Origin of the sequence: Brevibacillus nigriterrae, from assembly GCF_049846925.1 — a bacterium.
Taxonomy (GTDB): Bacteria; Bacillota; Bacilli; order Brevibacillales; family Brevibacillaceae; genus Brevibacillus_H.
Genome location: NZ_JBNCMT010000031.1, coordinates 17,262 through 40,803, shown reverse-complemented (window position 1 = coordinate 40,803; position 23,542 = coordinate 17,262). Strand labels below are relative to the sequence as shown.

The following is a 23,542-nucleotide window of genomic DNA, read 5'->3' as shown; positions in this document are numbered from 1 at the left end:
GGTAACGCCCTGTGATAGACGTCAATAATTTTGAATACATGAAGATTGGTCTGGCATCTCCGGACAAAATTCGCTCTTGGTCTTTTGGTGAAGTCAAAAAGCCAGAGACAATCAACTATCGTACACTCAAACCAGAGAAAGACGGTTTGTTCTGCGAACGCATCTTCGGTCCAACGAAGGACTGGGAATGTCATTGCGGTAAGTACAAACGTGTTCGCTACAAAGGCGTAGTTTGTGATCGATGCGGAGTAGAAGTAACCCGTGCTAAAGTTCGTCGTGAACGTATGGGCCACATCGAATTGGCTGCACCTGTATCTCATATCTGGTACTTCAAGGGTATTCCTAGCCGTATGGGTCTTGTACTCGACATGTCTCCACGTTCTTTGGAAGAAGTAATCTACTTCGCTTCCTACGTGGTAACAGATGCTGGCGATACGCCACTTGATAAAAAACAACTTCTTTCCGAAAAAGAATACCGTAACTATCGTGAGAAGTACGGCTATTCTTTCCAAGCGATGATGGGGGCAGAGGCAATCAAGCGTCTGCTCGCTGAAATCGATTTGGATAAGGATGTAGACAGTTTAAAAGAAGAGCTAAAAACGGCACAAGGTCAACGCCGCAACCGTGCGATCAAGCGTCTCGAAGTACTGGAGGCGTTCCGCAACTCCGGCAACCGTCCTGACTGGATGATTCTCGATGTGCTCCCGGTTATTCCTCCAGAGCTTCGTCCAATGGTTCAGTTGGATGGTGGACGTTTCGCTACTTCTGACTTGAATGACTTGTATCGTCGTGTAATTAACCGCAATAATCGTTTGAAACGCCTCCTTGAATTAGGGGCTCCTGATATCATTGTTCAAAATGAAAAACGTATGCTTCAAGAAGCAGTAGACGCCTTAATTGACAACGGACGCCGTGGTCGCCCTGTAACTGGTCCTGGTAACCGTCCACTGAAATCCTTGAGCCACATGCTCAAAGGAAAACAAGGCCGTTTCCGTCAAAACCTTCTTGGTAAACGTGTTGACTACTCTGGTCGTTCCGTTATCGTAGTAGGTCCGAACCTCAAGATGTATCAATGTGGTCTGCCAAAAGAGATGGCTCTAGAGCTTTTCAAACCTTTCGTAATGAAAGAGCTTGTTGCCAAAGGTCTTGCTCACAACATCAAGAGCGCAAAACGCAAAGTAGAACGTGTACAACCGGAAGTATGGGATGTTTTGGAGGAAGTCATCCGTGAGCACCCAGTTCTGTTGAACCGTGCCCCTACCTTGCACCGTTTGGGTATTCAGGCATTCGAACCAGTACTCGTTGAGGGTCGCGCGATTCGTTTGCACCCACTCGTATGTACGGCTTATAATGCTGACTTCGACGGAGACCAAATGGCGGTTCACGTACCGCTCTCAGCAGAAGCTCAAGCAGAAGCTCGTATCCTGATGCTTGCTGCACAAAACATCTTGAATCCGAAAGATGGTAAGCCTGTAGTAACTCCTTCTCAGGACATGGTACTCGGTTCCTATTACCTGACTCTTGAGCGTGAAGGTTCGAGAGGGGAAGGAACAATCTACCGCGATCCTGCTGATGCGATTGCTGCTTATCAAAACGGCTATATTCACTTGCATACTCGCATTGCGATTCCTACGAAGCAATTGAATAAAACATCCTTTACACCAGAACAAGAAAACGCTTTGCTCGTTACAACAGCAGGTAAGATTATCTTCAACGAAATCTTCCCTCCAGAATTGCCATTCATCAACACACCATCCAAAGACAACTTGGCAAATAAAGTACCAGATAAGTACTTCATCTTTGACAAGGGTGCCGATGTAAGTGCGTTCGTGAAGAGCCTTCCTGAAAACGATGCAGTGAAAAAAGGATTTTTGGGTACAATTATCGCTGAGTGTTTCCGCCGTTTTGGAACTACCCAAACATCTGTCATTCTCGACAAGATCAAGGAACTCGGCTTTACCTACTCTACCAAAGCAGGGATCACGATTGCGGTTCACGACATCGTTGTACCTGAGAAGAAAAAAGAAATCCTGGCAGCAGCCGATGAGAAAGTTGCTACCGTTCAAACTCAATTCCGTCGTGGTTTGATCACAGATGACGAGCGTTACGACCGAGTTATCTCTATCTGGTCTAAAGCCAAAGATGAGGTAACTGAAGTGTTGATGAAGTCCATGGATAAGTTCAATGCAATCTTTATGATGGCGAACTCCGGAGCGCGTGGTAACGTTTCACAGATCACTCAGCTTGCTGGTATGCGTGGTCTGATGGCGAATCCGTCTGGTCGAATCATCGAGTTGCCGATCAAATCTAACTTCCGTGAAGGCCTTACGGTATTGGAATACTTTATTTCCACGCATGGTGCTCGTAAAGGTTTGGCAGATACGGCGCTTCGTACAGCGGACTCTGGTTACCTCACTCGTCGACTCGTAGACGTAGCACAAGATGTTATCGTCCGGGACGTGGATTGTGGAACTGATAAAGGTATCCGAGTTAGCGCAATCCGTGATGGTAAAGAAGAAATTGAGAAATTGTCTGACCGTTTGACTGGTCGTACATGCTTCGAAACACTTCGTCATCCTGAGACTAACGAGATCCTTGTTGGTCGTAATGAAGAAATTACAGAAGAGATGGCTGAATATATCGTGAGTATCGGAATCACGGACGTGTATATCCGTAACGTACTTGCTTGCCGTACAAGTCACGGGGTATGTAAACGTTGCTACGGTCGTAACCTGGCAACTGGTGCAGAAGTGGAAATCGGTGAAGCAGTTGGTATCATCGCCGCGCAATCAATCGGTGAACCAGGTACACAGCTTACGATGCGTACATTCCACACCGGTGGGGTTGCGGGAGACGATATTACACAAGGTTTGCCGCGTATCCAAGAGTTGTTTGAAGCGCGCAATCCAAAAGGTCAAGCGATCATTACCGAAATTGATGGTGAGGTTCTCGATATTCGTGAAGGTAAAGACCGTCGTGAGATCGAGGTTCGTGGGGAAGCAGAAAACAAAGTGTATGCTGTACCATACGGTTCCCGCATCAAGGTTGCGCTTAACGCAAAAGTGAATGCAGGGGATGAGCTCACTGAGGGTTCTGTAGACCCGAAAGAAATGCTCAAGGTTCGCGGTCAACGTGGCGTATCCAACTACATCTTGCAAGAGGTTCAGAAGGTTTACCGTATGCAAGGGGTAGAAATCAACGACAAGCACGTTGAGGTTATGATTCGTCAAATGCTCCGCAAACTGCGTGTAGCTGACAGTGGTGACACCGATCTACTTCCAGGTTCCTTTGTTGAGGTTCATGAATTTGAACAAGCCAACGGAAAGGTTCTTTTGGAAGGCGGAAATCCGGCTGTTGGGCGTCCGGTATTGCTTGGTATTACCAAAGCGTCTCTTGAAACTGATTCCTTCTTGTCCGCAGCTTCCTTCCAGGAAACAACTCGTGTCCTGACGGATGCAGCGATCAAAGGAAAAGTAGACCGCTTGTTAGGTCTTAAAGAGAACGTTATTATCGGTAAGCTGATACCGGCTGGTACTGGTATGTCTCGTTACCGCAATACCAAAGTTCTCACTGCAGAACAGCAACAAGCTCTGTTGGAAAGCCAGGAAACTGAGGCTCGTGAAACAGTAACAATGGCTGAATAATATAAAGAGGAAATGCCTGCTGTTGTTTGGTGGGCATTTCCTCTCATTTTTTCTACCAAACTTCTAACAAATATAGTTGACTTTTAAAATGCAACCTGATACTATATTCAAGTGTGCCTGATATACTTTGCTTTGGAGGATATGAAAACATGTCTTATGAAAAAGTAGAGCGGGCAAAGGAGCTGACGATAGGGATTAATCAGACGAAGAAAGCAGTGGAAAATAACTCCGCTGAAGAAGTCTACATCGCCAAAGATGCGGACAAACGTCTGACTCATAAAATCGCTCTCCTATGTAAAGAGAAGGGTGTGCCGGTCATCTACGTTGATTCCATGCGACGCCTAGGCAAAGCTTGTGGAATTGAAGTAGGCGCAGCAATCGCTGCGATCAAAAAAAGTAGTTAATGACGTTTTTGTTGTAAGTTGTGTTGACGACTTCAACAAGGACTTTCTATTTGGCCATTTGTGACTCACCTGGATCTGTGGTCTTGATAAGTAAGAGGAAGGAGGTAAATATAATGCCTACAATTAACCAATTAGTGCGCAAAGGTCGTGAGGACAAAGTAGTGAAGTCTAAGTCCCCAGCTCTCCAGAAGGGGTACAATAGCTTCAAGAAATCCCAAACGAACCAAAGCTCTCCACAAAAACGCGGTGTATGTACTCGTGTAGGTACAATGACACCTAAGAAACCGAACTCCGCACTTCGTAAATATGCTCGTGTTCGCTTGACTAACGGTATCGAGGTAACTGCTTACATCGGTGGTATTGGTCACAACTTGCAAGAGCATAGCGTGGTACTCGTTCGTGGTGGTCGTGTAAAAGACTTACCAGGGGTTCGTTATCACATCGTTCGTGGTGCGCTTGACACAGCTGGTGTTAACAACCGTATGCAAGCTCGTTCCAAGTATGGTACGAAACGTCCTAAGCTTGGTAAAGACGGTAAACCAGTTCAAGCAGCAGCTAAGAAAAAATAATGTCGCATAGCGGCTTACTAAGAACTCATTTTTAGAAGAAGGAGGGGAACAATATGCCACGTAAAGGCCCTGTTACTCGTCGAGACGTATTACCTGATCCTATTCATAATAGCAAACTTGTAACTCGTCTCATCAACCGTATGATGTTAGATGGTAAAAGAGGTGTTGCTCAAAACATCCTTTACTCTTCTTTCAACATTATCTCAGAACGTACAGGTCGTGATGCTATGGAAGTGTTTGAAGAAGCACTTAAAAACATCATGCCAGTTCTCGAAGTTAAAGCTCGTCGTGTAGGTGGTGCAAACTACCAAGTACCGATCGAAGTTAAACCAGAACGTCGTACGACTCTTGGACTCCGTTGGTTGGTAAACTACGCGCGCAATCGCGGAGAGAAAACCATGGAACAACGCCTAGCTAATGAAATCATGGATGCAGCGAATAATACTGGTGCAGCTGTTAAGAAACGTGAGGATACTCACAAAATGGCTGAAGCAAACAAAGCGTTTGCACATTATCGCTGGTAGGATCCAAAGCGGGTGTCCTGATTTGGACACCTGCATTTTCTCATATAATGAGTATGGAAGGAGCATTCCTAAATGGCTCGCGAGTTCTCACTAGCGAATACTCGTAATATCGGTATCATGGCACACATCGATGCTGGTAAAACGACAACTACTGAGCGTATTCTTTTCTATACTGGTCGCGTTCACAAAATTGGTGAGGTGCACGAAGGTGCAGCTACCATGGACTGGATGGAACAAGAGCAAGAGCGCGGTATCACGATTACTTCCGCTGCTACAACCGCTCAATGGGACGGTCACCGTATCAACATTATCGACACTCCAGGGCACGTAGACTTCACAGTAGAAGTTGAACGTTCCCTTCGTGTACTTGATGGAGCGGTAACTGTATTTGATGCAAAGGGTGGCGTAGAACCACAAACGGAAACAGTTTGGCGTCAAGCTGACCGTTATGGCGTTCCTCGTATCTGCTACATCAATAAAATGGATATCCTCGGTGCTAACTTCGACATGACTTTGGAGCAAATCCGTACACGTCTTGGTGCACGTCCAGTAGCTATCCAATATCCAATCGGCGCAGAAGACAAGTTCTTGGGTATGGTTGACCTCGTTGAAATGAAAGCGATCATCTATACTGACGACCTTGGAAAAACTTCTGAAGCTACAGATATCCCTGCTGACTTGAAAGATAAGTGTGAAGAACTTCATCTTGCACTTGTTGAAGCAGCAGCAGAACAAGATGAGGAATTGATGAACAAGTACCTCGAGGGTGAAGAGTTGACGCTTGATGAAATCAAACGCGGCCTTCGCAAAGGTACTATTGAAGTAAGCATCACTCCTGTTCTTTGTGGCTCTTCTTATAAAAACAAAGGTGTTCAACCGATGCTGGATGCAGTAATTGATTACTTGCCAGCTCCGATTGATATCCCTGCAATCAAAGGTACTCTTCCAGATACTGAAGAAGAAGTTACTCGTGAATCCGATGACAATGGTCCGTTCTCTGCTCTTGCATTCAAGATCATGACTGACCCTTACGTTGGTAAGTTGACATTCTTCCGTGTGTACTCTGGTACACTCAGCTCTGGATCTTATGTATACAACTCTACAAAAGGCAAACGTGAGCGCATTGGACGTATTCTCCAAATGCACGCTAACCACCGTCAAGAGATCGAGATTGTATACTCTGGCGACATCGCAGCTGGTGTTGGTCTGAAAGATACAACAACAGGGGATACACTTTGCGATGAAAAATCTCCAGTTATCCTGGAGTCCATGACATTCCCAGAACCAGTTATTCACGTTGCGATTGAACCTAAATCCAAAGCAGACCAAGATAAAATGGGTATTGCCCTTTCTAAATTGGCTGAAGAAGATCCAACGTTCCGTACGCATACTGATGAAGAAACTGGTCAAACGATCATCTCCGGTATGGGTGAGCTTCACTTGGAGATCATCGTTGACCGTATGAAACGTGAATTCAAAGTGGAAGCAAACGTAGGTGCACCTCAGGTTGCTTACCGCGAAACTTTCCGTACGCATGCTAAAGTTGAGGGTAAATTCGTTCGCCAATCCGGTGGTCGCGGTCAATTCGGTCACGTTTGGGTTGAATTCTCTCCACTTGAAGCTGGTAAAGGCTTTGAATTCGAAAACAAAATCGTTGGTGGGGTAGTACCTCGTGAATACGTACCTGCTGTTCAAGCTGGTATCGAAGAATCCATGAAAAATGGTGTACTCGCAGGCTTCCCATTGGTTGATATCAAAGCTGTTCTCGTTGACGGTAGCTACCATGATGTAGACTCCTCCGAGATGGCGTTTAAAGTAGCTGGTTCCTTGGCATTGAAAGAAGCTGCGAAGAAATGTGGAGCAGTACTTCTTGAGCCAATCATGAAAGTAGAAGTTACTGTACCAGATGAGTACATGGGTGACGTAATGGGTGACTTGAACTCCCGTCGTGGACGTATCGAAGGTATGGACGCTCGTGCAAACGCACAAGTAATCCGTTCCATGGTTCCACTTTCCGAGATGTTCGGTTATTCCACAGTTCTTCGTTCCCGTACACAAGGTCGTGGCCAATACTCCATGCATCTTGACCACTACGAAGAAGTACCGAAGTTCATCTCTGAAGAGATCATTAAGAAGTCTAAAGGCAGCTAATTGATTTCTTCATGTCGGCAAAAAAACTTGCTGACGACAAACTTCTACTCTTTATCTTAAGCAAAGAAAGGTTTACAATATTGTTTGGACAACCAAGTTACATATGGTAAACCTTTCTTTAAAACTAGAATTTCTAATTTTTAAGGAGGATTAAATTCTCATGGCAAAAGCTAAGTTCGAACGTAATAAACCACACGTTAACATTGGTACTATCGGTCACGTTGACCATGGTAAAACAACTTTAACTGCTGCTATCACAACTGTATTGGCTCAATCTGGTAAAGCTCAAGCTATGGATTATGGTAGCATTGACGCTGCTCCAGAAGAGCGCGAGCGTGGTATCACAATCAACACTGCACACGTTGAGTATGAAACTGACAACCGTCACTATGCTCACGTTGACTGCCCTGGTCACGCTGACTACGTTAAAAACATGATCACTGGTGCTGCTCAAATGGACGGCGCGATCCTCGTAGTATCTGCTGCTGATGGTCCTATGCCACAAACTCGTGAGCACATCCTTCTTTCTAAACAAGTAGGTGTACCTTACATCGTAGTATTCATGAACAAATGCGACATGGTTGACGATGAAGAGTTGTTGGAACTCGTTGAAATGGAAATTCGTGACCTTCTTTCCCAATACGAATTCCCAGGCGATGACACTCCAGTAATCAAAGGTTCTGCTAAAGAAGCTCTTGATAACCCAACTGGTGACTGGGCAGCTAAAATCAAAGAATTGATGGACGCTGTTGACAGCTACATCCCAACTCCTGAGCGCGCAACTGACAAACCTTTCTTGATGCCAGTTGAGGACGTATTCACAATCACTGGTCGTGGTACAGTTGCTACTGGTCGCGTAGAGCGCGGTGTAGTAAAAGTTGGTGACCAAGTTGAGATCATTGGTCTTGCTGAAGAAACTCGTACAACTACTGTAACTGGTGTTGAGATGTTCCGTAAGCTTTTGGATTCTGCTCAAGCTGGTGACAACATCGGTGCTCTTCTTCGTGGTGTTGAGCGTAAAGACATCGAGCGTGGACAATGTTTGGCTAAACCAGGTTCCGTTAAGCCTTACACTAAGTTCAAAGCAGAAGTTTACGTTCTTTCTAAAGAAGAGGGTGGACGTCACACTCCATTCTTCGCTAACTACCGTCCACAATTCTACTTCCGTACAACTGACGTAACAGGTATCATCCAATTGCCAGAAGGCGTTGAGATGGTTATGCCTGGCGATAACACTGAGTTCACTGTTGAACTTATCGCTCCAGTTGCAATGGAACAAGGTACTCGCTTCGCGATCCGCGAAGGTGGCCGTACTGTAGGCGCTGGCGTAGTTGCTACTATCGTTGAGTAATTTCTGATTACTATAAGAAACCTGTTGGCATTCGTGCTAGCAGGTTTTTTTATTTCCCCAGTCCATCGTATTTTTCCATTACAATTATCAAAAGATTCAATAATGAAATTATTTGATTCTGTGATACAATACGAAAAACAAAAGCGCAAGGTAGAGGAGATGACCACTCTTTGTGGAGAATAAAGATCGGATTGTATATGTGATATTGTGTGGGGTTATTGCTGTATGGGGTTTGAATGTGGTCATGGTCAAATACTTGGCCTTTTTTCCACCGGTGCTCATCGCTGCAATACGGATGAGTGTAGCAGCCATAGCATTACTCCCGATTGTATTTTGGAAAACAGAAAAACCTGATCTTAATCGAAAAGACTGGTTGTACATTGGCGCAGTGGGAATAACCTCAATCACTTTGCATCAAATTTTGCTTGCTTGGGGTATTCAACAGACAACCGCAGGGACAGCTTCACTTATATTAGGCTTGAACCCTCTAGCAACAGCAGTAGTGGCGATACCGCTTCTTGGAGAAAAGTTAACCAGGCGCAAGTCACTAGGAATTGCCTTGGGTTTCGGTGGAGTATTGCTCGTTGTATCTTCCAATAGCCAGGGTATCTCTTTTACAGGGTGGGGCGATCTTATTGTTTTCGTCTCCATGTTGATGTATGTAGCAGGGGGAATATTAATTAGAAGAGCGACTGGTAGAGGAGTTCCGGTACTTGCGGTGACAGCCTACTCACATGCAATCGCATCGGTAATCTTGTGGATTACAGCGTTGATTGTTTATCCTACTGAGGTATTTACGCAAATTGATACCAGACCTTTTACATGGGGAGTAATCGCAACGTCTGCTATCTTTTCTAGTGCAATAGGGACGCTGGGGTGGAATTATGGAATCAGGCAACTCGGTGCGGGGAGAACAGCAATCTTTTTGAATGGAATGCCATTGGCCAGTCTTTTATTTGCTGCAGTACTATTGGGAGAACAGCTGCATCTCTATCATTTGCTTGCCCTAATGATGATCATTAGTGGAGTATACTTGGGTACGCAAAAACAAGCGACTTTGCAAATTCCTGCCCAACTATCCAAATCAGGTTAAATTAAGAAGAATAAAAAAGCGTAGAGCTGAGATCTACGCTTTCTTCTATTATATAGAAGGTATTGTTGGAATAGAGGGAATACCGATTATAATGTGGCCAGATGATTCGTAGTCTCGTCATCCTCAGAATTAATCATATGTTCCGCCACCTGCGTCAATCGCTCCCACAGGTAATCCCGTGCAACACCCTCCAATCCGATTTCATCCATTGACGCACGCATCAGCTTTAACCAACGTTCTGCACGTTTTGGTGTAACCTGAAAAGGGTTATGTCTGGCTTTCATCATTGGATGTCCGTACTGATTGGAGTATAGTGTTTCGCCACCGAGAAATTGGGTCAGAAACATAAATTGCTTTTGCTCAGTCAATGCAAGGTCGGGAGGGAAGATAGGACTTAACAACGGGTCTTTAGCGACACGAGGGTAAAAATTTGCAACCAGTTTACGGATCGTTGCTTCACCGCCGATTGCATCATAAGGCGTTTGATCAACCATTTTAACTGTCTCCTTATCCCTGAATTTTAATAAAAAGTGGGCCAATATCTCATGTGTACCACAAACATAGACGAAAGTCCAATGTACCAGTTACTGCCGCTTGCATTTATAGAACAAAATCAGTATTATTGTTCAAGTGAGTTTATGAAAGACTATCTTTTTAATCAACAAAACACAAGTGCGAAAAAAATGTGACGATGAAGGAAAAAGTCCTTGCATCGCCTATTCATTTTTAGTACAATAGTGAATGTTGGTCATGGACTTGCGATGATGTGGGAGGTTGCTGACACACCCGGACCCTTTGCCATGGCCGGGGTGCAGGATATTTCCACGGAGAAATGTCCGTTATATAAATGGGCGAAAAAGGAGGGACTACAATGGCAAAACAAAAGATTCGTATCCGTTTGAAGGCGTATGATCATAAAATCCTCGATCAATCCGCTGAGAAAATCGTAGAAACAGCGAAACGTTCCGGAGCTAATGTATCTGGACCGATCCCGCTTCCTACTGAGAAAGCAGTGTACACGATTCTGCGTGCGGTTCATAAGTACAAAGATTCTCGTGAGCAATTTGAGATGCGTACACACAAACGTCTAATCGACATCTTGAATCCAACACCACAAACGGTTGATGCACTCATGCGTTTGGATCTTCCATCTGGTGTGGATATCGAGATCAAACTCTAAGTCGAAAATATGATACACACGTCGACGTTGTCTTGACAAGTGGCGTGTAGCATAGAAAAGCAGCACTTCTGAAGGGTAACCCTTAAACGCGCCCCTGCACATCAGTGGGGACCTGATACAACAAATGGTCATTAAGTTATTTGAATGAAAAGTAAGGTACAGGAGGTGGCACAAATGACCAAAGGAATCTTAGGGAAGAAATTGGGTATGACCCAAGTGTTCGGTCCAAATGGAACAGCGATTGCTGTAACAGTTATCGAAGCTGGCCCTTGCGTAGTTCTTCAAAAGAAAGATGTTGAGAACGACGGATACGAGGCGATCCAAATCGGTTTCGATACCAAAAAGGACAACCGTGCTAACAAGCCTGAAAAAGGAATTGCTTCCAAGGCTAGCACGACACCTAAGCGCTTCGTTCGTGAAATTAAAGGGATTGACCTCGCGAGTTATGAGGTTGGTCAAGAAATCAAAGCTGATTTGTTTGCTGCAGGAGAAGTTGTTGACGTAGCTGGTATCTCCAAAGGAAAAGGTTTCCAAGGTGCTATCAAACGCCATAACCATTCTCGCGGACCAATGGCTCACGGTTCCCGCTATCATCGTGGACCAGGTTCTATGGGTTCTATCGCAGCTAACCGTGTATTCAAAGGCCAAACATTGCCAGGTCAAATGGGTGGAGACAACATTACTATCCAAAACCTCGAAGTAGTCAAGATTGACGCTGAGCGCAACTTGATTCTCGTAAAAGGCTCTGTACCTGGACCGAAAAACAGCTATGTGGTCGTTCGTACGGCTGTCAAGAAGTAAGGAAAGGAGGAACAGACATGCCAAAAGTTGCTTTATATAACCAAACAGGCGCACAAGTTGGCGAAGTTGAGTTGGCAGATAGCGTTTTCGGAATCGAGCCAAACAGCGCGGTATTGTACGATGCAATCGTAATGCAGCAAGCTTCCCAACGCCAAGGAACTCATGATGTGAAAAACCGCTCTGAAGTACGCGGCGGTGGACGCAAACCATGGCGTCAAAAAGGTACTGGTCGTGCACGTCAAGGATCCATCCGTTCACCACAATGGAAGGGTGGGGGCGTTGTATTCGGACCAACACCTCGCAAATACGGTTACAAGTTGAATCGTAAAGTTCGTCGCTTAGCTCTTAAATCTGCGCTTTCTACTAAAGTGCAAAACAACGAGTTGCTCGTACTTGACGCATTGAACTTGTCTGCTCCAAAAACGAAAGAAATGACAAGCGTGTTGAGCAGCTTGAAAGTCGATCGCAAAGTGTTGATCGTAACTTCCGAGTTCGACCAAAACGTAGCCCTTTCTTCCCGTAACATTCCAGGAGCAAAATTTGTTGATGCAGCAGGTATCAACGTTCTTGATTTAGTAGCTCATGATAAAGTAATCGTAACGAAAGATGCGGTTGCGAAGGTAGAGGAGGTGCTCGCATAATGAAGAGCCATTTTGATATTATCAAGCGCCCTATCATTACTGAGCGCACTACCGATATGATGGCTGACAAGAAGTACGTTTTCGAAGTACCTCTTAAAGCTAACAAAACCGAAATCAAGCAAGCGATCGAAAAAGTATTCGGCGTAAAAGTAGAAGCTGTTAACACAATCCGTGTAGCTGCTAAACCAAAACGCTACGGTAAATACGCAGGTTACACATCCGAGTGGAAGAAAGCAATCATTAAATTGACTGCTGACAGCAAAGATCTCGAATTCTACGAAGGCGTGTAATACCGACGACTTTCGACAAGGAGGGAAATGTAAATGGGTATCAAAAAGTTTAAACCGACTTCTCCTGGTCGTCGCCAAATGACGGTTTCTACCTTTGAAGAGATCACAACCTCCACTCCGGAGAAATCTCTGTTAGCACCTCTTAGCAAAAAAGCAGGTCGTAACAACCAAGGTAAAATCACCGTTCGTCATCAAGGTGGCGGTCACAAACGCAAATACCGCATTATCGACTTCAAGCGTGACAAAGATGGTATCGTAGGTCGCGTTGCAACAATCGAGTACGATCCAAACCGTTCCGCTAACATCGCATTGATCAACTATGCTGATGGTGAAAAGCGTTACATCTTAGCTCCTTTGGGACTTAAAGTAGGAGATCAAATCGTTTCTGGTGCAGATGCTGACATCAAAACTGGTAACGCACTTCCACTTGAGAACATCCCAGTAGGTACTACCATCCACAACATCGAATTGAAACCTGGTAAAGGTGGACAATTGGTTCGTGCAGCTGGTGCTGAAGCGCAACTCCTCGGCCGTGACGGCGATTTCGTAATCGTACGTTTGGGTTCTGGTGAGATCCGTCGTTTCCACAAAGAATGCCGTGCGACAATCGGTCAAGTAGGTAACCTCGACCACGAGTTGATCAACATCGGTAAAGCAGGTCGTTCCCGCTGGTTAGGCGTTCGCCCAACTGTACGTGGTAGCGTAATGAACCCGAATGATCACCCACACGGTGGTGGTGAAGGCCGCGCTCCTATCGGACGTAAAGCACCTGTTACTCCTTGGGGTAAACCTGCACTTGGTCTCAAAACTCGCAAAAAGAAAAACAAGTCCGATCAATATATCATCCGCCGCCGCAAAAAATAAGGCAGGATGAAACAATAACCGAACGCCTTTGGCGAAGGGAGGTTCACATATGGGACGCAGCTTGAAAAAAGGCCCTTTCATTGATGACCATTTGATGAAGAAAGTTGTTGAACTGAACGATAAAGGTGAAAAACGCGTAGTTAAAACCTGGTCTCGTCGTTCTACAATTTTCCCTGATTTTGTTGGTCACACTTTTGCAGTATACGATGGCCGCAAACACGTACCAGTTTACGTAACAGAAGACATGGTCGGTCACAAACTAGGTGAGTTCGCGCCAACTCGTACCTTCAAGGGTCATGTCGACAACGACAAAAAATCCAAGAAGCGCTAATTTTCTCTTCTAGAGAGGAGGTACAAAAATGGAATCCAAAGCAGTTGCTCGCAATATTCGTATTGCTTCTCGTAAAGTTCGCCTTGTGGTTGACTTGATCCGAGGTAAGCAAGTAGGTGAAGCATTGGCGATCTTGAAACACACGCCGAAAGCAGCTTCTCCTGTTGTTGAAAAACTTCTGAAATCGGCTATCGCTAATGCGGAACACAACTACGAAATGGATATCAACACACTTGTTGTTGGTAAAATCTTCGTAGACCAAGGTCCAACCTTGAAACGCTTCCGTCCGCGCGCAATGGGTCGTGCAAGCCGTATCCATAAACGTACTAGTCATATTACAGTAGTACTAAACGAGAAATAAGGAGGGATTACGTGTGGGTCAAAAGGTAAGCCCGGTTGGTCTTCGAATTGGTGTTATTCGTGACTGGGAATCCAAGTGGTACGCTGACAAGGATTTCGCTAGTCTTTTGCATGAAGACCTTCGCATCCGCAAGTATGTTAAAGGCCGTCTCAAAGACGCGGCTGTTTCTACGATCGAAATCGAACGTGCGGCTAATCGCGTAAACGTAACTATTCACACGGCTAAGCCTGGTATGGTTATCGGTAAAGGTGGAGCTGAAGTAGAAGTACTTCGCAAAACTTTGAGCGAAATGTCCGGCAAACGCGTTCACATCAACATCAATGAGGTTAAAAAACCTGACCTTGATGCTACACTTGTAGCAGAAAATATTGCTCGTCAATTAGAAAACCGTATTTCTTTCCGTCGTGCGCAAAAACAAACGATCACTCGTTCTATGCGCTCTGGTGCGAAAGGTATCAAAACTCTCGTAAGTGGCCGTCTTGGTGGAGCGGATATCGCTCGTTCTGAAGGTTACAGCGAAGGTACAGTACCTCTTCACACACTTCGTGCGGATATCGATTACGGAACAGCAGAAGCACACACTACTTATGGCCGTATCGGTGTAAAAGTGTGGATCTACCGTGGTGAAGTTCTTCCTACAAGAAAGAACGTAGCCGTTGAGGAAGGAGGCAAGTAAACATGTTGACGCCAAAACGCGTAAAACACCGCAAACAACACCGTGGTAAGATGGCGGGTAACGCTAAAGGTGGTACCACCATCGCGTTCGGTGAATACGGTTTGCAAGCTCTCGAGCCATCTTGGATCACGAACCGTCAAATCGAAGCAGCACGTATTGCGATGACTCGTTACATCCGCCGTGGCGGTAAAGTATGGATTAAAATTTTCCCTGACAAACCAATCACTCAAAAACCGTTGGAAGTCCGCATGGGTTCCGGTAAAGGTTCTCCTGAGAAATGGGTTGCAGTAGTAAAACCAGGCAAGATCATGTTTGAACTTGCTGGCGTGTCTGAAGAAGTAGCGCGTGAAGCAATGCGCCTTGCTATGCACAAACTTCCAATCAAATGTAAGTTTGTTAAGCGCGAAGAAGTGGGTGGTGACGCACATGAAGGCTAATGAATACCTCAATTTGACCACTGCTGAGATCGAACAAAACGTTTCTTCTCTCAAGGAAGAATTGTTTAACCTCCGTTTCCAATTGGCTACTGGTCAACTGGAGAACACCTCTCGTATTAAGCAAGTTCGTAAGGATATCGCACGTGCGAAAACCATCCTACGCCAGAGAGAATTAGGAATCGGCTAATAAAGGAAGGAGGTTCGAACGATGACTGCAGAACGCAATATGCGTAGAACCATGACTGGTCGAGTTGTGTCTGACAAGATGGACAAAACCATCGTGGTACTAGTTGAAACCTATAAGAAACATCCTTTGTACGGTAAACGCGTGAAATACTCTAAGAAATTTAAAGCGCATGACGAGAACAACACGGCTAAAACAGGCGATATCGTTGAGATCATGGAAACTCGTCCGCTTTCTAAAGACAAGAAGTTTCGCTTAGTGAAGATCGTCCAAGAGGCAGTAATCGTATAAGCAAGATTTCGGATGAAATAATCCGAAGGGAGGGACTTTGAATGATCCAAACACAAACCAGATTGGCTGTTGCAGACAACTCCGGTGCGAAAGAATTAATGTGCATCAAGGTTCTCGGTGGTTCCGGTCGTAAAACTGCGAACATCGGTGATATCATCGTATGTTCCGTTAAATCCGCTACACCCGGTGGCGTTGTCAAGAAAGGTCAAGTGGTAAAGGCTGTTGTAGTGCGTACCGTTCGTGGTGTTCGCCGTAACGATGGTTCTTATATCCGCTTTGATCAAAACGCAGCTGTAATCATCAAGGAAGATAAATCTCCTCGTGGTACTCGTATCTTTGGCCCGGTTGCTCGTGAACTCCGTGACAAAGAATTTATGAAGATTATCTCCCTCGCTCCAGAGGTTATCTAATCGACACGTTCAAGATATGCAGTTTGTTCGATAGGAGGTGCACCAAGCGATGCACGTTAAAAAAGGCGATACCGTTATCGTGATTACGGGCAAGGATAAAGGTAAAAAAGGTCGCGTGTTGGCTGCTTATCCGAAGAAGGATCGTGTTTTGGTTGAAGGTATCAACCTGATGAAAAAACACACTCGTCCTTCTCAAGCAAATCCACAAGGCGGGATTGTTACACAAGAAGCGCCAATCCACGTTTCTAACGTATCTTTAATTGATCCTAAGTCCGGCAAACCAACTCGAATCGGATATAAAGTATTAGACAACGGTACTAAAGTACGTGTTGCAAAAAAATCTGGCGAAGTAATCGATAAGTAGTCAGGTCTGAAAGGAGGATGTCCTAGATGGCAACAAGATTGAAAGAAAAATATCAAGCGGAAATCGTGCCTGCACTCATGACAAAGTTCAGCTATGCGAGTGTAATGCAAGTTCCTAAAGTTGAGAAAATCATCATCAACATGGGTGTTGGTGAAGCGGTTGCTAACGCGAAATCACTCGATACTGCTATTGAGGATTTGCAGTTGATCGCTGGTCAAAAACCAGTGGTTACTCGTGCAAAGAAATCTATCGCAGGTTTCAAATTGCGTGAAGGTATGCCAATCGGTGCAAAAGTGACACTACGCGGTGAGCGTATGTACCACTTCCTCGACAAATTGATGAACGTATCTCTACCACGTGTACGTGACTTCCGCGGTATCTCTTCCAAGGCTTTTGACGGTCGTGGAAACTATACCCTCGGTTTGAAAGAACAACTCATCTTCCCTGAGGTTGAGTATGACAAAATCGATAAAGTTCGCGGTATGGACATCGTAATTGTAACATCCGCTAAAACGGATGAAGAAGCTCGTGAGCTATTAACACAAATGGGCATGCCATTCCGTAAATAAACCCTATCGTAAGGAGGGAAAAACGTGGCAAAAAAATCAATGGTCATCAAGCAACAGCGCAAACCAAAATTCGAAGTGCGCGCTTACACTCGTTGCGAACGTTGTGGTCGTCCCCACTCCGTATTACGCAAATTCAAATTATGCCGTATTTGCTTCCGTGAATTAGCCTACAAGGGTCAAATTCCAGGCGTGAAAAAGGCTAGCTGGTAGTATAGACGGGAAGGAGGTTTTACTCTCATGGTTATGACTGATCCAATCGCAGATATGCTAACTCGTATCCGCAATGCGAATATGGTTCGCCACGAGAAAGTGGAGATCCCTGCATCAAACCTCAAAAAGGAAGTAGCACGTATCCTTAAAGAAGAGGGTTTCATTCGCGATGCTGAGTTTGTAGATGATAACAAACAAGGCATGATTCGCTTGTTCTTGAAATACGGTGCGAACAATGAACGTGTAATCACTGGTCTGAAACGCATCAGTAAACCTGGTTTGCGCGTTTACGCACAAACAAATGAAGTTCCACGTGTTCTTGGTGGACTTGGTATTGCAATCATTTCAACTTCCGCAGGTGTTATGACAGACAAACAAGCTCGTCAAGCACATGTTGGCGGAGAAGTTCTCGCATACGTTTGGTAATTAACGATTCACACAGGAGGTGCAAGACATGTCACGTGTCGGTAAAAAACCGATAGCGGTTCCTGCAGGCGTTACCCTCACTCTGAACGGTAGTGAGCTGACGGTAAAGGGCCCTAAGGGTACACTCGTTAAAGAATTCCACCCGGACATCAAAATCAATATCAGCGATGCTGAAGTTGTTGTTGAGCGTCCAACTGATAACAAATTGCATCGTTCCTTGCACGGTACGACTCGCGCATTAGTTGCAAATATGGTAACTGGTGTGTCTGCAGGTTTCACTCGTACGTTGGAACTGGTGGGCGTCGGGTACCGTGCTGCCAAAGCTGGCAACGGTGTAACTCTTTCTCTCGGTTTCTCTCATCCAGTTGAAATTTCACCTGAAGAGGGAATCGAAATCGAAGTTCCTAACCAAACAACTTTGATTATCAAAGGTATCAATAAAGAGCGTGTAGGCCAAGTTGCAGCTGAAATTCGCGCTATTCGTAAGCCTGAGCCATACAAAGGCAAAGGTATTAAGTACAGCGATGAAGTTGTTCGCCGCAAAGAAGGTAAAAAAGGTAAATAAACTTCATAGTTCCATGAGAAGGGAGGCCGCGTAATGTTTACCAAAGCCGATAAGAACAAAGCTCGGAAAAAGCGTCAACTCCGTATCCGCAAACGCGTGATCGGTTCTGCTATTCGTCCGCGCTTGAACGTTTTCCGTTCTTCCAAGCATATCTATGCTCAATTGATTGATGATGTAACTGGTGCAACTATCGCATCTGCATCTTCATTAGATAAAGAACTCGGACTCAAAAACGGATCAAATATCGAAGCAGCTGCTGCTGTAGGATCTTTGATCGCAAAACGTGCCGTAGAAAAAGGTACAACTGAAGTAGTTTTTGACCGTGGTGGTTACTTGTACCATGGACGTATCCAAGCACTTGCTGACGCAGCTCGTGAAGCTGGTCTGCAATTCTAATCAACAAGATTTTGTGTTAACAAGGAGGGTAAGGAATGCGTATCGACCCTAGCAAATTAGAGCTAGAAGAAAAAGTCGTCGCTGTTAACCGCGTTGCGAAAGTGGTTAAGGGTGGTCGTCGTTTCAGCTTCAGCGCTTTAGTCGTTGTTGGTGATAAAAACGGTCACGTAGGCTCAGGTATGGGTAAAGCCCAAGAAGTGCCAGACGCTATCCGTAAAGCGATTGAAGACGCGAAGAAAAACTTAATCCGCGTGCCTTTGAAAGGTACTACTATTCCTCATCAAGTACTTTGCCATTTCGGTTCTGGTAAAGTATTGATCAAACCAGCTTCCGAAGGTACTGGAGTTATCGCTGGTGGTCCAGTTCGTGCGGTTCTTGAACTTGCAGGTGTGGGCGATGTATTGAGTAAATCTTTGGGTTCTAACAACCCAATCAACATGGTTAACGCAACTCTGGAAGGGCTTAGTCGCCTGAAAACCGCTGAAGAAGTGGCTAAGTTGCGTGGTAAATCTGTTGAAGATTTATTAGGTTAGGAGGAGAGATAGGGACATGGCTAAGCAATTGCAAATTACCCTTAAACGTAGTCTGATCGGTCGCACTCAAGATCAGCAAGCTACGGTGAAAGCTCTCGGCCTTCGCAAAATTCACCAATCTGTAGTAAAACAAGATAACCCAGCGATTCGTGGGATGATTTTCAAAGTAAAACATCTCGTAGAAGTTGCTGAAGTTGAAGCATAAGATCGATTTTTTTAGTTAGGAGGTGCAACGTATGAAATTGCATGAACTGAAACCGGCAGAAGGTTCCCGTCACACTCGCAAGCGCATCGGTCGCGGTATCGGTAGCGGAACTGGTAAAACAGCTGGTAAGGGTCACAAAGGTCAAAACGCACGTTCTGGCGGTGGTGTACGTCTTGGATTCGAGGGTGGACAAAACCCGTTGTTCCGTCGTTTGCCTAAGCGCGGTTTCACGAACATTACTCGTAAAGAGTATGCGATTGTTAGCCTAGATGCTTTGAATCGTTTTGAAGAAGGCACTGTAGTAACTCCAGAGCTTTTGAAAGAAACTGGTGTTATCAGCGCACTTCGTGATGGCGTAAAAGTATTGGCTAATGGTGAATTGAACGTGAAGCTTACTGTTAAAGCTCACAAGTTCTCAGGTGCGGCTGCTGAGAAGATTGCTCAAGTCGGTGGAACTACCGAGGTGATCTAATGTTAGCGAGCCTCTCTAACATTTTTAAAATAAGCGATTTGCGTCGGAAGGTGCTATTCACTCTTGCGATGCTTATCGTCTTCCGAATTGGGAGCTTTGTTCCAGTTCCTAATATAAACGTTGAGCTGTTGAAGGCTGGGTCCAACAACTTCTTAGGTTTCCTTAACACATTCTCAGGTGGAGCGTTAGCCAATTTCTCGTTATTTGCAATGGGAATCATGCCGTACATTACTGCATCGATTATCATGCAGCTTTTATCGATGGAGGTTGTGCCGAAGTTCACACAGTGGGCACGTGAAGGCGAAGTAGGCCGAAGAAAAATTGCTCAAGTTACACGGTATGGGACGATCATTCTTGGCTTGATCCAATCTGTTGGGATGACAGTCGGCTTTAACCGCATGTATCCAGGATTGGTTGCTGATGAATCAACGATGAGCTATGCATTAATTGCTTTAACCCTTACTGCAGGAACGGCCTTTTTGATGTGGATGGGTGAGCAAATTACGGAAAAGGGAATTGGTAATGGTATTTCTATCATTATCTTGGCTGGGATTATCGCTGCAATTCCAACAGGGGTTCAAACAATCGCAACTACCCTTTTCATGAATGCAACTGATCAAATTTTCTTCAGTATTGTCAAGGCATTAATGATCTTACTGGTTATTGTAGCGATTATCATTGGTGTCATTTACATGCACCAAGGACTTCGTAAAATTCCAGTGCAGTATGCGAAACGTGTAGTTGGCCGCAAGATGTATGGTGGACAATCGACTCACATTCCGCTCAAAGTTAACTCTGCTGGGGTTATTCCAGTAATCTTTGCAGTTTCCCTGGTTATCTTCCCTGCAACTATTGCAAGTTTCTGGGCTGATCCATCAGGAGAAGGAATTGCAAACTGGATTTATCAGCATTTCCAAATTAATTCACCATTAGGCATGACATTGTATGCTATTCTGATTATCGGATTCACATACTTCTACACGTTTGTGCAGATTAATCCCGTACAAATGGCGGAGAACATGAGAAAAAATGGTGGGTATATTCCTGGAATCCGACCTGGTAAAAACACCGAAGTATACATTACACGCACATTGAACCGCCTTACTTTGGCAGGTGCGATATTCCTGACTGCTATCTCTATTCTTCCGTTTTTCTTCAGTTACATTGCTGGATTGCCACAGTCGATCTTTATCGGCGGTACGTCCTTACTGATCGTAATTGGGGTTACTCTGGATACGATGAAGCAGATTGAAAGTCAGTTGATTAAGCGCCATTACAAAGGGTTCATTAAGTAATGTAACGTTCGTTGTATATAATGAAGAAATATCAAATTTCTTCAGATCGGTCGGGGGGATAGACTATGAATATTATTTTGATGGGCTTACCTGGTGCCGGTAAAGGGACACAGGCTGAGCGTATCGTAAAAGAGTTCAATATCCCACACATCTCAACAGGCGATATGTTCCGAGCTGCCGTGAAAAATGAAACTCCACTTGGACTAGAAGCAAAATCCTATATGGATAAAGGCAACCTTGTTCCAGATGAAGTTACGATCGGTATCGTTCGTGAACGCCTGAGTAATGATGATTGTGAAACGGGATTTCTGCTAGATGGTTTTCCACGCACAGTGCCACAAGCAGAAGCGTTGACAGCTACATTAAAAGATATGGGTCGTAAAATCGACTATGTCATTAATATCGCTGTTGATCGCGATAAACTGATTGAACGGTTAACTGGTCGTTGGATTTGTCCAACTTGCGGTTCCAGCTATCACACAATCTTCAACCCACCACAAGTGGAAGGGATTTGTGATAAAGACGGTGGTAAGCTTTACCAACGAGACGATGATAAGATTGAAGTGGTTGCACAGCGCCTAGATGTAAACATTGCTCAATCCCAACCACTCATTGATTATTATTCGACACAGGGGCTGCTTCGCAACGTAAACGGAGAGCAAGATATCGATGTAGTATTTACTGAGATTGCCTCTTTACTGCGAGGGTAAGCGCGAATGATCATCTTAAAATCCAAAACGGAAATTGATATCATGCGCGAAGCTGGGCGCATCGTCGCTTTGACTCATCAAGAACTGGCGAAAGCAATTAAGCCAGGTGTTACCACAAAGCAACTCGATGAATTGGCCGAAACCTTTATTCGTAGCAAGGGAGCAGTACCTTCCTTCTTAGGATATGGTGGCTTCTCAGGTAGTATTTGTGCTTCAGTCAACGAGGAACTCGTACATGGGATTCCAGGTAAGCGTACGTTACAAGAGGGCGACATCATCAGTATTGACATCGGTGCCCAGTTTGAAGGGTACCATGGGGATTCCGCTTGGACGTACGGGGTCGGCAAGATTTCTGAAGAAGATCAACGCTTGATGAAGGTAACGGAAGAGTCATTGTACAAGGGATTAGAGAAAGCAATTCCTGGCGGACGTCTTTCTGATATTTCACATGCGATTCAGATTCATGCTGAAGCAGCCGGCTTCACTATTGTTCGTGAATATGTGGGGCATGGTATCGGGCGAGGTTTGCATGAAGATCCGCAAATTCCTAATTATGGACCACCAGGTCGTGGCCCACGCTTAAAACCGGGAATGGTTTTGGCAATTGAGCCGATGGTGAATGCAGGGGAACGATATGTTCGGACTCTGGAGGACAACTGGACAGTTGTTACCATAGACGGCAAAAATTGTACTCATTATGAGCATACCATCGCGATTACGGAAGATGGATTTGAGATCTTGACCAGGCCTTAACGATGGTAATCTGATTACCGGAGTATACCTAAGCTCATGGTCAGACTGAAGAAGATACGAAAGGAGATTGAGAATGGCCAAGGATGATGTAATTGAAGTTGAGGGTACAGTAATTGAACCCCTACCGAACGCAATGTTTCGTGTAGAATTGGAAAATGGACACAAGGTATTGGCACATGTTTCCGGCAAAATTCGCATGCACTTTATCCGTATCCTACCGGGAGATAAAGTAACTGTTGAATTATCACCATATGATTTAACACGCGGTCGTATAACCTACCGCTACAAATAGTAATCAACCCCTAAAAGAGGGAGGCAAGAAACCATGAAAGTGAGACCGTCGGTTAAACCAATTTGCGAAAAATGCAAAGTCATTCGCCGCAAAGGGAACGTAATGGTTATTTGTGAAAACCCAAAACATAAGCAAAAACAAGGGTAATTCCAAGGAGGTGCTTTTACAGCATGGCACGTATTGCAGGCGTTGACTTGCCTCGCGAAAAACGCGTGGAGATCTCATTGACCTATATCTTCGGTATTGGTCGTCCCACGTCCCAACGTATTCTGGCTGAAACCGGCATTAACCCTGATACTCGCGTTCGCGATCTGACTGAAGACGAAGTTAGCAAACTTCGTGAATTCATCGACAAGAACATTAAAGTAGAAGGCGATCTTCGCCGTGAAGTTTCTCTGAACATCAAACGTTTGATGGAGATCGGATGTTTCCGTGGAATCCGTCATCGTCGTGGTCTACCAGTTCGTGGACAACGTTCTAAAACTAATGCTCGTACGCGCAAAGGTCCACGCCGTACAGTGGCTAACAAGAAGAAGTAAGGGGGGTAAAC

Annotated in this window: 35 protein-coding genes; 34 read left to right on the top strand and 1 reads right to left on the bottom strand. The window is 45.0% G+C overall.

The features are described from left to right. Positions 1–11: 11 nt before the first annotated feature. The 7 genes from rpoC to ACPW7N_RS20295 all read left to right on the top strand — a co-directional run bounded on the left by rpoC (position 12) and on the right by ACPW7N_RS20295 (position 9,736). The gene (rpoC, locus tag ACPW7N_RS20325) at positions 12–3,644 is read left to right on the top strand and encodes a DNA-directed RNA polymerase subunit beta' (protein WP_425653038.1); all 3,633 of its coding nucleotides are present in this window, start codon (positions 12–14) and stop codon (positions 3,642–3,644) included. A gap of 149 nt (positions 3,645–3,793) precedes the next feature. Next, entirely contained in the window at positions 3,794–4,048 is a 255-nt protein-coding gene (locus ACPW7N_RS20320; RefSeq protein ID WP_425653036.1) for a 50S ribosomal protein L7ae-like protein, read from the top strand. Positions 4,049–4,161: 113 nt separating this feature from the next. Continuing rightward, positions 4,162–4,617 (top strand): 30S ribosomal protein S12, encoded by a 456-nt coding sequence (gene rpsL / locus ACPW7N_RS20315; RefSeq protein ID WP_425653035.1) that lies wholly within the window; start codon positions 4,162–4,164, stop codon positions 4,615–4,617. Between the two features lie 53 nt (positions 4,618–4,670). After that, the gene (gene rpsG / locus ACPW7N_RS20310) at positions 4,671–5,141 is read left to right on the top strand and encodes a 30S ribosomal protein S7 (RefSeq protein WP_425653034.1); all 471 of its coding nucleotides are present in this window, start codon (positions 4,671–4,673) and stop codon (positions 5,139–5,141) included. A gap of 72 nt (positions 5,142–5,213) precedes the next feature. After that, positions 5,214–7,292, top strand: coding sequence for an elongation factor G (gene fusA / locus ACPW7N_RS20305; RefSeq protein WP_425653033.1), 2,079 nt, complete (start codon positions 5,214–5,216; stop codon positions 7,290–7,292). Between the two features lie 160 nt (positions 7,293–7,452). Next, positions 7,453–8,643, top strand: a complete 1,191-nt coding sequence (tuf, locus tag ACPW7N_RS20300; RefSeq protein ID WP_425653032.1) for an elongation factor Tu — start codon at positions 7,453–7,455, stop codon at positions 8,641–8,643. Positions 8,644–8,815: 172 nt separating this feature from the next. After that, the gene (locus ACPW7N_RS20295) at positions 8,816–9,736 is read left to right on the top strand and encodes a DMT family transporter (protein ID WP_425653030.1); all 921 of its coding nucleotides are present in this window, start codon (positions 8,816–8,818) and stop codon (positions 9,734–9,736) included. Positions 9,737–9,822: 86 nt separating this feature from the next. On the opposite strand, the gene ACPW7N_RS20290 is transcribed toward ACPW7N_RS20295, so the two are convergent. Further along, positions 9,823–10,230, bottom strand: a complete 408-nt coding sequence (locus ACPW7N_RS20290; RefSeq protein ID WP_425653029.1) for a globin domain-containing protein — start codon at positions 10,228–10,230, stop codon at positions 9,823–9,825. Positions 10,231–10,607: 377 nt separating this feature from the next. Here ACPW7N_RS20290 and rpsJ point away from each other — a divergent pair, with 377 nt between their 5' ends. The 27 genes from rpsJ to rpsM all read left to right on the top strand — a co-directional run bounded on the left by rpsJ (position 10,608) and on the right by rpsM (position 23,531). After that, positions 10,608–10,916 carry a 30S ribosomal protein S10 gene (gene rpsJ, locus ACPW7N_RS20285; protein ID WP_003333796.1) on the top strand — a complete coding sequence of 103 codons (309 nt, stop codon included), beginning with the start codon at positions 10,608–10,610 and terminating at the stop codon, positions 10,914–10,916. Between the two features lie 174 nt (positions 10,917–11,090). Then, on the top strand, positions 11,091–11,717 hold the full coding sequence (gene rplC, locus ACPW7N_RS20280; protein ID WP_425653028.1) for a 50S ribosomal protein L3: 627 nt from the start codon (positions 11,091–11,093) through the stop codon (positions 11,715–11,717). Positions 11,718–11,734: 17 nt separating this feature from the next. Then, positions 11,735–12,358, top strand: a complete 624-nt coding sequence (gene rplD / locus ACPW7N_RS20275; RefSeq protein ID WP_425653027.1) for a 50S ribosomal protein L4 — start codon at positions 11,735–11,737, stop codon at positions 12,356–12,358. Then, positions 12,358–12,648, top strand: a complete 291-nt coding sequence (gene rplW, locus ACPW7N_RS20270; RefSeq protein WP_425653026.1) for a 50S ribosomal protein L23 — start codon at positions 12,358–12,360, stop codon at positions 12,646–12,648. The genes rplD and rplW overlap by 1 nt, the downstream gene beginning before the upstream one ends. 33 nt (positions 12,649–12,681) lie before the next feature. Then, on the top strand, positions 12,682–13,512 hold the full coding sequence (gene rplB, locus ACPW7N_RS20265) for a 50S ribosomal protein L2 (RefSeq protein WP_425653025.1): 831 nt from the start codon (positions 12,682–12,684) through the stop codon (positions 13,510–13,512). Between the two features lie 49 nt (positions 13,513–13,561). Next, complete coding sequence (gene rpsS, locus ACPW7N_RS20260) at positions 13,562–13,843, top strand: 30S ribosomal protein S19 (protein WP_425653024.1); 282 nt, start codon at positions 13,562–13,564, stop codon at positions 13,841–13,843. A 28-nt stretch (positions 13,844–13,871) separates the two neighbouring features. Continuing rightward, positions 13,872–14,204 (top strand): 50S ribosomal protein L22, encoded by a 333-nt coding sequence (gene rplV / locus ACPW7N_RS20255; RefSeq protein WP_425653023.1) that lies wholly within the window; start codon positions 13,872–13,874, stop codon positions 14,202–14,204. Between the two features lie 13 nt (positions 14,205–14,217). Continuing rightward, on the top strand, positions 14,218–14,880 hold the full coding sequence (gene rpsC / locus ACPW7N_RS20250) for a 30S ribosomal protein S3 (protein WP_425653022.1): 663 nt from the start codon (positions 14,218–14,220) through the stop codon (positions 14,878–14,880). Between the two features lie 2 nt (positions 14,881–14,882). Then, positions 14,883–15,317, top strand: a complete 435-nt coding sequence (gene rplP / locus ACPW7N_RS20245; RefSeq protein ID WP_425653021.1) for a 50S ribosomal protein L16 — start codon at positions 14,883–14,885, stop codon at positions 15,315–15,317. Then, complete coding sequence (gene rpmC / locus ACPW7N_RS20240) at positions 15,307–15,504, top strand: 50S ribosomal protein L29 (protein ID WP_425653020.1); 198 nt, start codon at positions 15,307–15,309, stop codon at positions 15,502–15,504. The genes rplP and rpmC overlap by 11 nt, the downstream gene beginning before the upstream one ends. A 21-nt stretch (positions 15,505–15,525) precedes the next feature. Beyond that, positions 15,526–15,792, top strand: coding sequence for a 30S ribosomal protein S17 (gene rpsQ / locus ACPW7N_RS20235; protein ID WP_425653019.1), 267 nt, complete (start codon positions 15,526–15,528; stop codon positions 15,790–15,792). A gap of 41 nt (positions 15,793–15,833) precedes the next feature. Next, positions 15,834–16,202, top strand: a complete 369-nt coding sequence (rplN, locus tag ACPW7N_RS20230; protein ID WP_425653018.1) for a 50S ribosomal protein L14 — start codon at positions 15,834–15,836, stop codon at positions 16,200–16,202. A 49-nt stretch (positions 16,203–16,251) separates the two neighbouring features. Further along, positions 16,252–16,566, top strand: a complete 315-nt coding sequence (gene rplX, locus ACPW7N_RS20225; protein ID WP_425653017.1) for a 50S ribosomal protein L24 — start codon at positions 16,252–16,254, stop codon at positions 16,564–16,566. Between the two features lie 26 nt (positions 16,567–16,592). Next, on the top strand, positions 16,593–17,135 hold the full coding sequence (rplE, locus tag ACPW7N_RS20220; RefSeq protein WP_425653016.1) for a 50S ribosomal protein L5: 543 nt from the start codon (positions 16,593–16,595) through the stop codon (positions 17,133–17,135). Positions 17,136–17,159: 24 nt separating this feature from the next. Continuing rightward, the gene (locus ACPW7N_RS20215; RefSeq protein WP_425653015.1) at positions 17,160–17,345 is read left to right on the top strand and encodes a type Z 30S ribosomal protein S14; all 186 of its coding nucleotides are present in this window, start codon (positions 17,160–17,162) and stop codon (positions 17,343–17,345) included. A gap of 27 nt (positions 17,346–17,372) precedes the next feature. After that, on the top strand, positions 17,373–17,771 hold the full coding sequence (gene rpsH, locus ACPW7N_RS20210) for a 30S ribosomal protein S8 (protein ID WP_425653014.1): 399 nt from the start codon (positions 17,373–17,375) through the stop codon (positions 17,769–17,771). 28 nt (positions 17,772–17,799) lie between these two features. After that, entirely contained in the window at positions 17,800–18,336 is a 537-nt protein-coding gene (rplF, locus tag ACPW7N_RS20205) for a 50S ribosomal protein L6 (protein ID WP_425653013.1), read from the top strand. A gap of 33 nt (positions 18,337–18,369) precedes the next feature. Further along, positions 18,370–18,732: a 50S ribosomal protein L18 gene (rplR, locus tag ACPW7N_RS20200; RefSeq protein WP_425653012.1), complete on the top strand. Its 363-nt coding sequence runs from the start codon at positions 18,370–18,372 to the stop codon at positions 18,730–18,732. A gap of 35 nt (positions 18,733–18,767) precedes the next feature. Continuing rightward, a complete protein-coding gene (gene rpsE / locus ACPW7N_RS20195) occupies positions 18,768–19,265 on the top strand; it encodes a 30S ribosomal protein S5 (protein ID WP_425653011.1) in 498 nt (165 codons plus the stop codon). A gap of 16 nt (positions 19,266–19,281) precedes the next feature. Continuing rightward, positions 19,282–19,470, top strand: coding sequence for a 50S ribosomal protein L30 (gene rpmD / locus ACPW7N_RS20190; RefSeq protein ID WP_425653010.1), 189 nt, complete (start codon positions 19,282–19,284; stop codon positions 19,468–19,470). Between the two features lie 31 nt (positions 19,471–19,501). Further along, positions 19,502–19,942 (top strand): 50S ribosomal protein L15, encoded by a 441-nt coding sequence (rplO, locus tag ACPW7N_RS20185; protein WP_425653009.1) that lies wholly within the window; start codon positions 19,502–19,504, stop codon positions 19,940–19,942. Continuing rightward, on the top strand, positions 19,942–21,237 hold the full coding sequence (gene secY / locus ACPW7N_RS20180; protein ID WP_425653008.1) for a preprotein translocase subunit SecY: 1,296 nt from the start codon (positions 19,942–19,944) through the stop codon (positions 21,235–21,237). The genes rplO and secY overlap by 1 nt, the downstream gene beginning before the upstream one ends. A 65-nt stretch (positions 21,238–21,302) precedes the next feature. Continuing rightward, entirely contained in the window at positions 21,303–21,947 is a 645-nt protein-coding gene (locus ACPW7N_RS20175; protein WP_425653007.1) for an adenylate kinase, read from the top strand. A 6-nt stretch (positions 21,948–21,953) separates the two neighbouring features. Further along, a complete protein-coding gene (gene map, locus ACPW7N_RS20170; RefSeq protein WP_425653006.1) occupies positions 21,954–22,700 on the top strand; it encodes a type I methionyl aminopeptidase in 747 nt (248 codons plus the stop codon). Between the two features lie 73 nt (positions 22,701–22,773). Further along, a complete protein-coding gene (infA, locus tag ACPW7N_RS20165) occupies positions 22,774–22,992 on the top strand; it encodes a translation initiation factor IF-1 (protein WP_003333772.1) in 219 nt (72 codons plus the stop codon). Between the two features lie 33 nt (positions 22,993–23,025). After that, positions 23,026–23,139 (top strand): 50S ribosomal protein L36, encoded by a 114-nt coding sequence (rpmJ, locus tag ACPW7N_RS20160; RefSeq protein ID WP_003333770.1) that lies wholly within the window; start codon positions 23,026–23,028, stop codon positions 23,137–23,139. A gap of 23 nt (positions 23,140–23,162) precedes the next feature. Beyond that, the gene (gene rpsM, locus ACPW7N_RS20155; RefSeq protein ID WP_425653005.1) at positions 23,163–23,531 is read left to right on the top strand and encodes a 30S ribosomal protein S13; all 369 of its coding nucleotides are present in this window, start codon (positions 23,163–23,165) and stop codon (positions 23,529–23,531) included. Positions 23,532–23,542 lie beyond the last annotated feature (11 nt).

What these genes read in the sequence shown, in the direction of transcription:
- ACPW7N_RS20320 (WP_425653036.1), top strand. Translation starts at nt 3,794, where the DNA reads ATGTCTTATGAAAAAGTAGAGCGGGCAAAGGAGCTGACGATAGGGATT.
- rpsL (WP_425653035.1), top strand. Translation starts at nt 4,162, where the DNA reads ATGCCTACAATTAACCAATTAGTGCGCAAAGGTCGTGAGGACAAAGTA.
- rpsG (WP_425653034.1), top strand. Translation starts at nt 4,671, where the DNA reads ATGCCACGTAAAGGCCCTGTTACTCGTCGAGACGTATTACCTGATCCT.
- fusA (WP_425653033.1), top strand. Translation starts at nt 5,214, where the DNA reads ATGGCTCGCGAGTTCTCACTAGCGAATACTCGTAATATCGGTATCATG.
- tuf (WP_425653032.1), top strand. Translation starts at nt 7,453, where the DNA reads ATGGCAAAAGCTAAGTTCGAACGTAATAAACCACACGTTAACATTGGT.
- ACPW7N_RS20290 (WP_425653029.1), bottom strand. Translation starts at nt 10,230, where the DNA reads ATGGTTGATCAAACGCCTTATGATGCAATCGGCGGTGAAGCAACGATC.
- rpsJ (WP_003333796.1), top strand. Translation starts at nt 10,608, where the DNA reads ATGGCAAAACAAAAGATTCGTATCCGTTTGAAGGCGTATGATCATAAA.
- rplC (WP_425653028.1), top strand. Translation starts at nt 11,091, where the DNA reads ATGACCAAAGGAATCTTAGGGAAGAAATTGGGTATGACCCAAGTGTTC.
- rplD (WP_425653027.1), top strand. Translation starts at nt 11,735, where the DNA reads ATGCCAAAAGTTGCTTTATATAACCAAACAGGCGCACAAGTTGGCGAA.
- rplW (WP_425653026.1), top strand. Translation starts at nt 12,358, where the DNA reads ATGAAGAGCCATTTTGATATTATCAAGCGCCCTATCATTACTGAGCGC.
- rplB (WP_425653025.1), top strand. Translation starts at nt 12,682, where the DNA reads ATGGGTATCAAAAAGTTTAAACCGACTTCTCCTGGTCGTCGCCAAATG.
- rpsS (WP_425653024.1), top strand. Translation starts at nt 13,562, where the DNA reads ATGGGACGCAGCTTGAAAAAAGGCCCTTTCATTGATGACCATTTGATG.
- rplV (WP_425653023.1), top strand. Translation starts at nt 13,872, where the DNA reads ATGGAATCCAAAGCAGTTGCTCGCAATATTCGTATTGCTTCTCGTAAA.
- rplP (WP_425653021.1), top strand. Translation starts at nt 14,883, where the DNA reads ATGTTGACGCCAAAACGCGTAAAACACCGCAAACAACACCGTGGTAAG.
- rpmC (WP_425653020.1), top strand. Translation starts at nt 15,307, where the DNA reads ATGAAGGCTAATGAATACCTCAATTTGACCACTGCTGAGATCGAACAA.
- rpsQ (WP_425653019.1), top strand. Translation starts at nt 15,526, where the DNA reads ATGACTGCAGAACGCAATATGCGTAGAACCATGACTGGTCGAGTTGTG.
- rplN (WP_425653018.1), top strand. Translation starts at nt 15,834, where the DNA reads ATGATCCAAACACAAACCAGATTGGCTGTTGCAGACAACTCCGGTGCG.
- rplX (WP_425653017.1), top strand. Translation starts at nt 16,252, where the DNA reads ATGCACGTTAAAAAAGGCGATACCGTTATCGTGATTACGGGCAAGGAT.
- rplE (WP_425653016.1), top strand. Translation starts at nt 16,593, where the DNA reads ATGGCAACAAGATTGAAAGAAAAATATCAAGCGGAAATCGTGCCTGCA.
- rpsH (WP_425653014.1), top strand. Translation starts at nt 17,373, where the DNA reads ATGGTTATGACTGATCCAATCGCAGATATGCTAACTCGTATCCGCAAT.
- rplF (WP_425653013.1), top strand. Translation starts at nt 17,800, where the DNA reads ATGTCACGTGTCGGTAAAAAACCGATAGCGGTTCCTGCAGGCGTTACC.
- rplR (WP_425653012.1), top strand. Translation starts at nt 18,370, where the DNA reads ATGTTTACCAAAGCCGATAAGAACAAAGCTCGGAAAAAGCGTCAACTC.
- rpsE (WP_425653011.1), top strand. Translation starts at nt 18,768, where the DNA reads ATGCGTATCGACCCTAGCAAATTAGAGCTAGAAGAAAAAGTCGTCGCT.
- rpmD (WP_425653010.1), top strand. Translation starts at nt 19,282, where the DNA reads ATGGCTAAGCAATTGCAAATTACCCTTAAACGTAGTCTGATCGGTCGC.
- rplO (WP_425653009.1), top strand. Translation starts at nt 19,502, where the DNA reads ATGAAATTGCATGAACTGAAACCGGCAGAAGGTTCCCGTCACACTCGC.
- secY (WP_425653008.1), top strand. Translation starts at nt 19,942, where the DNA reads ATGTTAGCGAGCCTCTCTAACATTTTTAAAATAAGCGATTTGCGTCGG.
- ACPW7N_RS20175 (WP_425653007.1), top strand. Translation starts at nt 21,303, where the DNA reads ATGAATATTATTTTGATGGGCTTACCTGGTGCCGGTAAAGGGACACAG.
- map (WP_425653006.1), top strand. Translation starts at nt 21,954, where the DNA reads ATGATCATCTTAAAATCCAAAACGGAAATTGATATCATGCGCGAAGCT.
- infA (WP_003333772.1), top strand. Translation starts at nt 22,774, where the DNA reads ATGGCCAAGGATGATGTAATTGAAGTTGAGGGTACAGTAATTGAACCC.
- rpmJ (WP_003333770.1), top strand. Translation starts at nt 23,026, where the DNA reads ATGAAAGTGAGACCGTCGGTTAAACCAATTTGCGAAAAATGCAAAGTC.
- rpsM (WP_425653005.1), top strand. Translation starts at nt 23,163, where the DNA reads ATGGCACGTATTGCAGGCGTTGACTTGCCTCGCGAAAAACGCGTGGAG.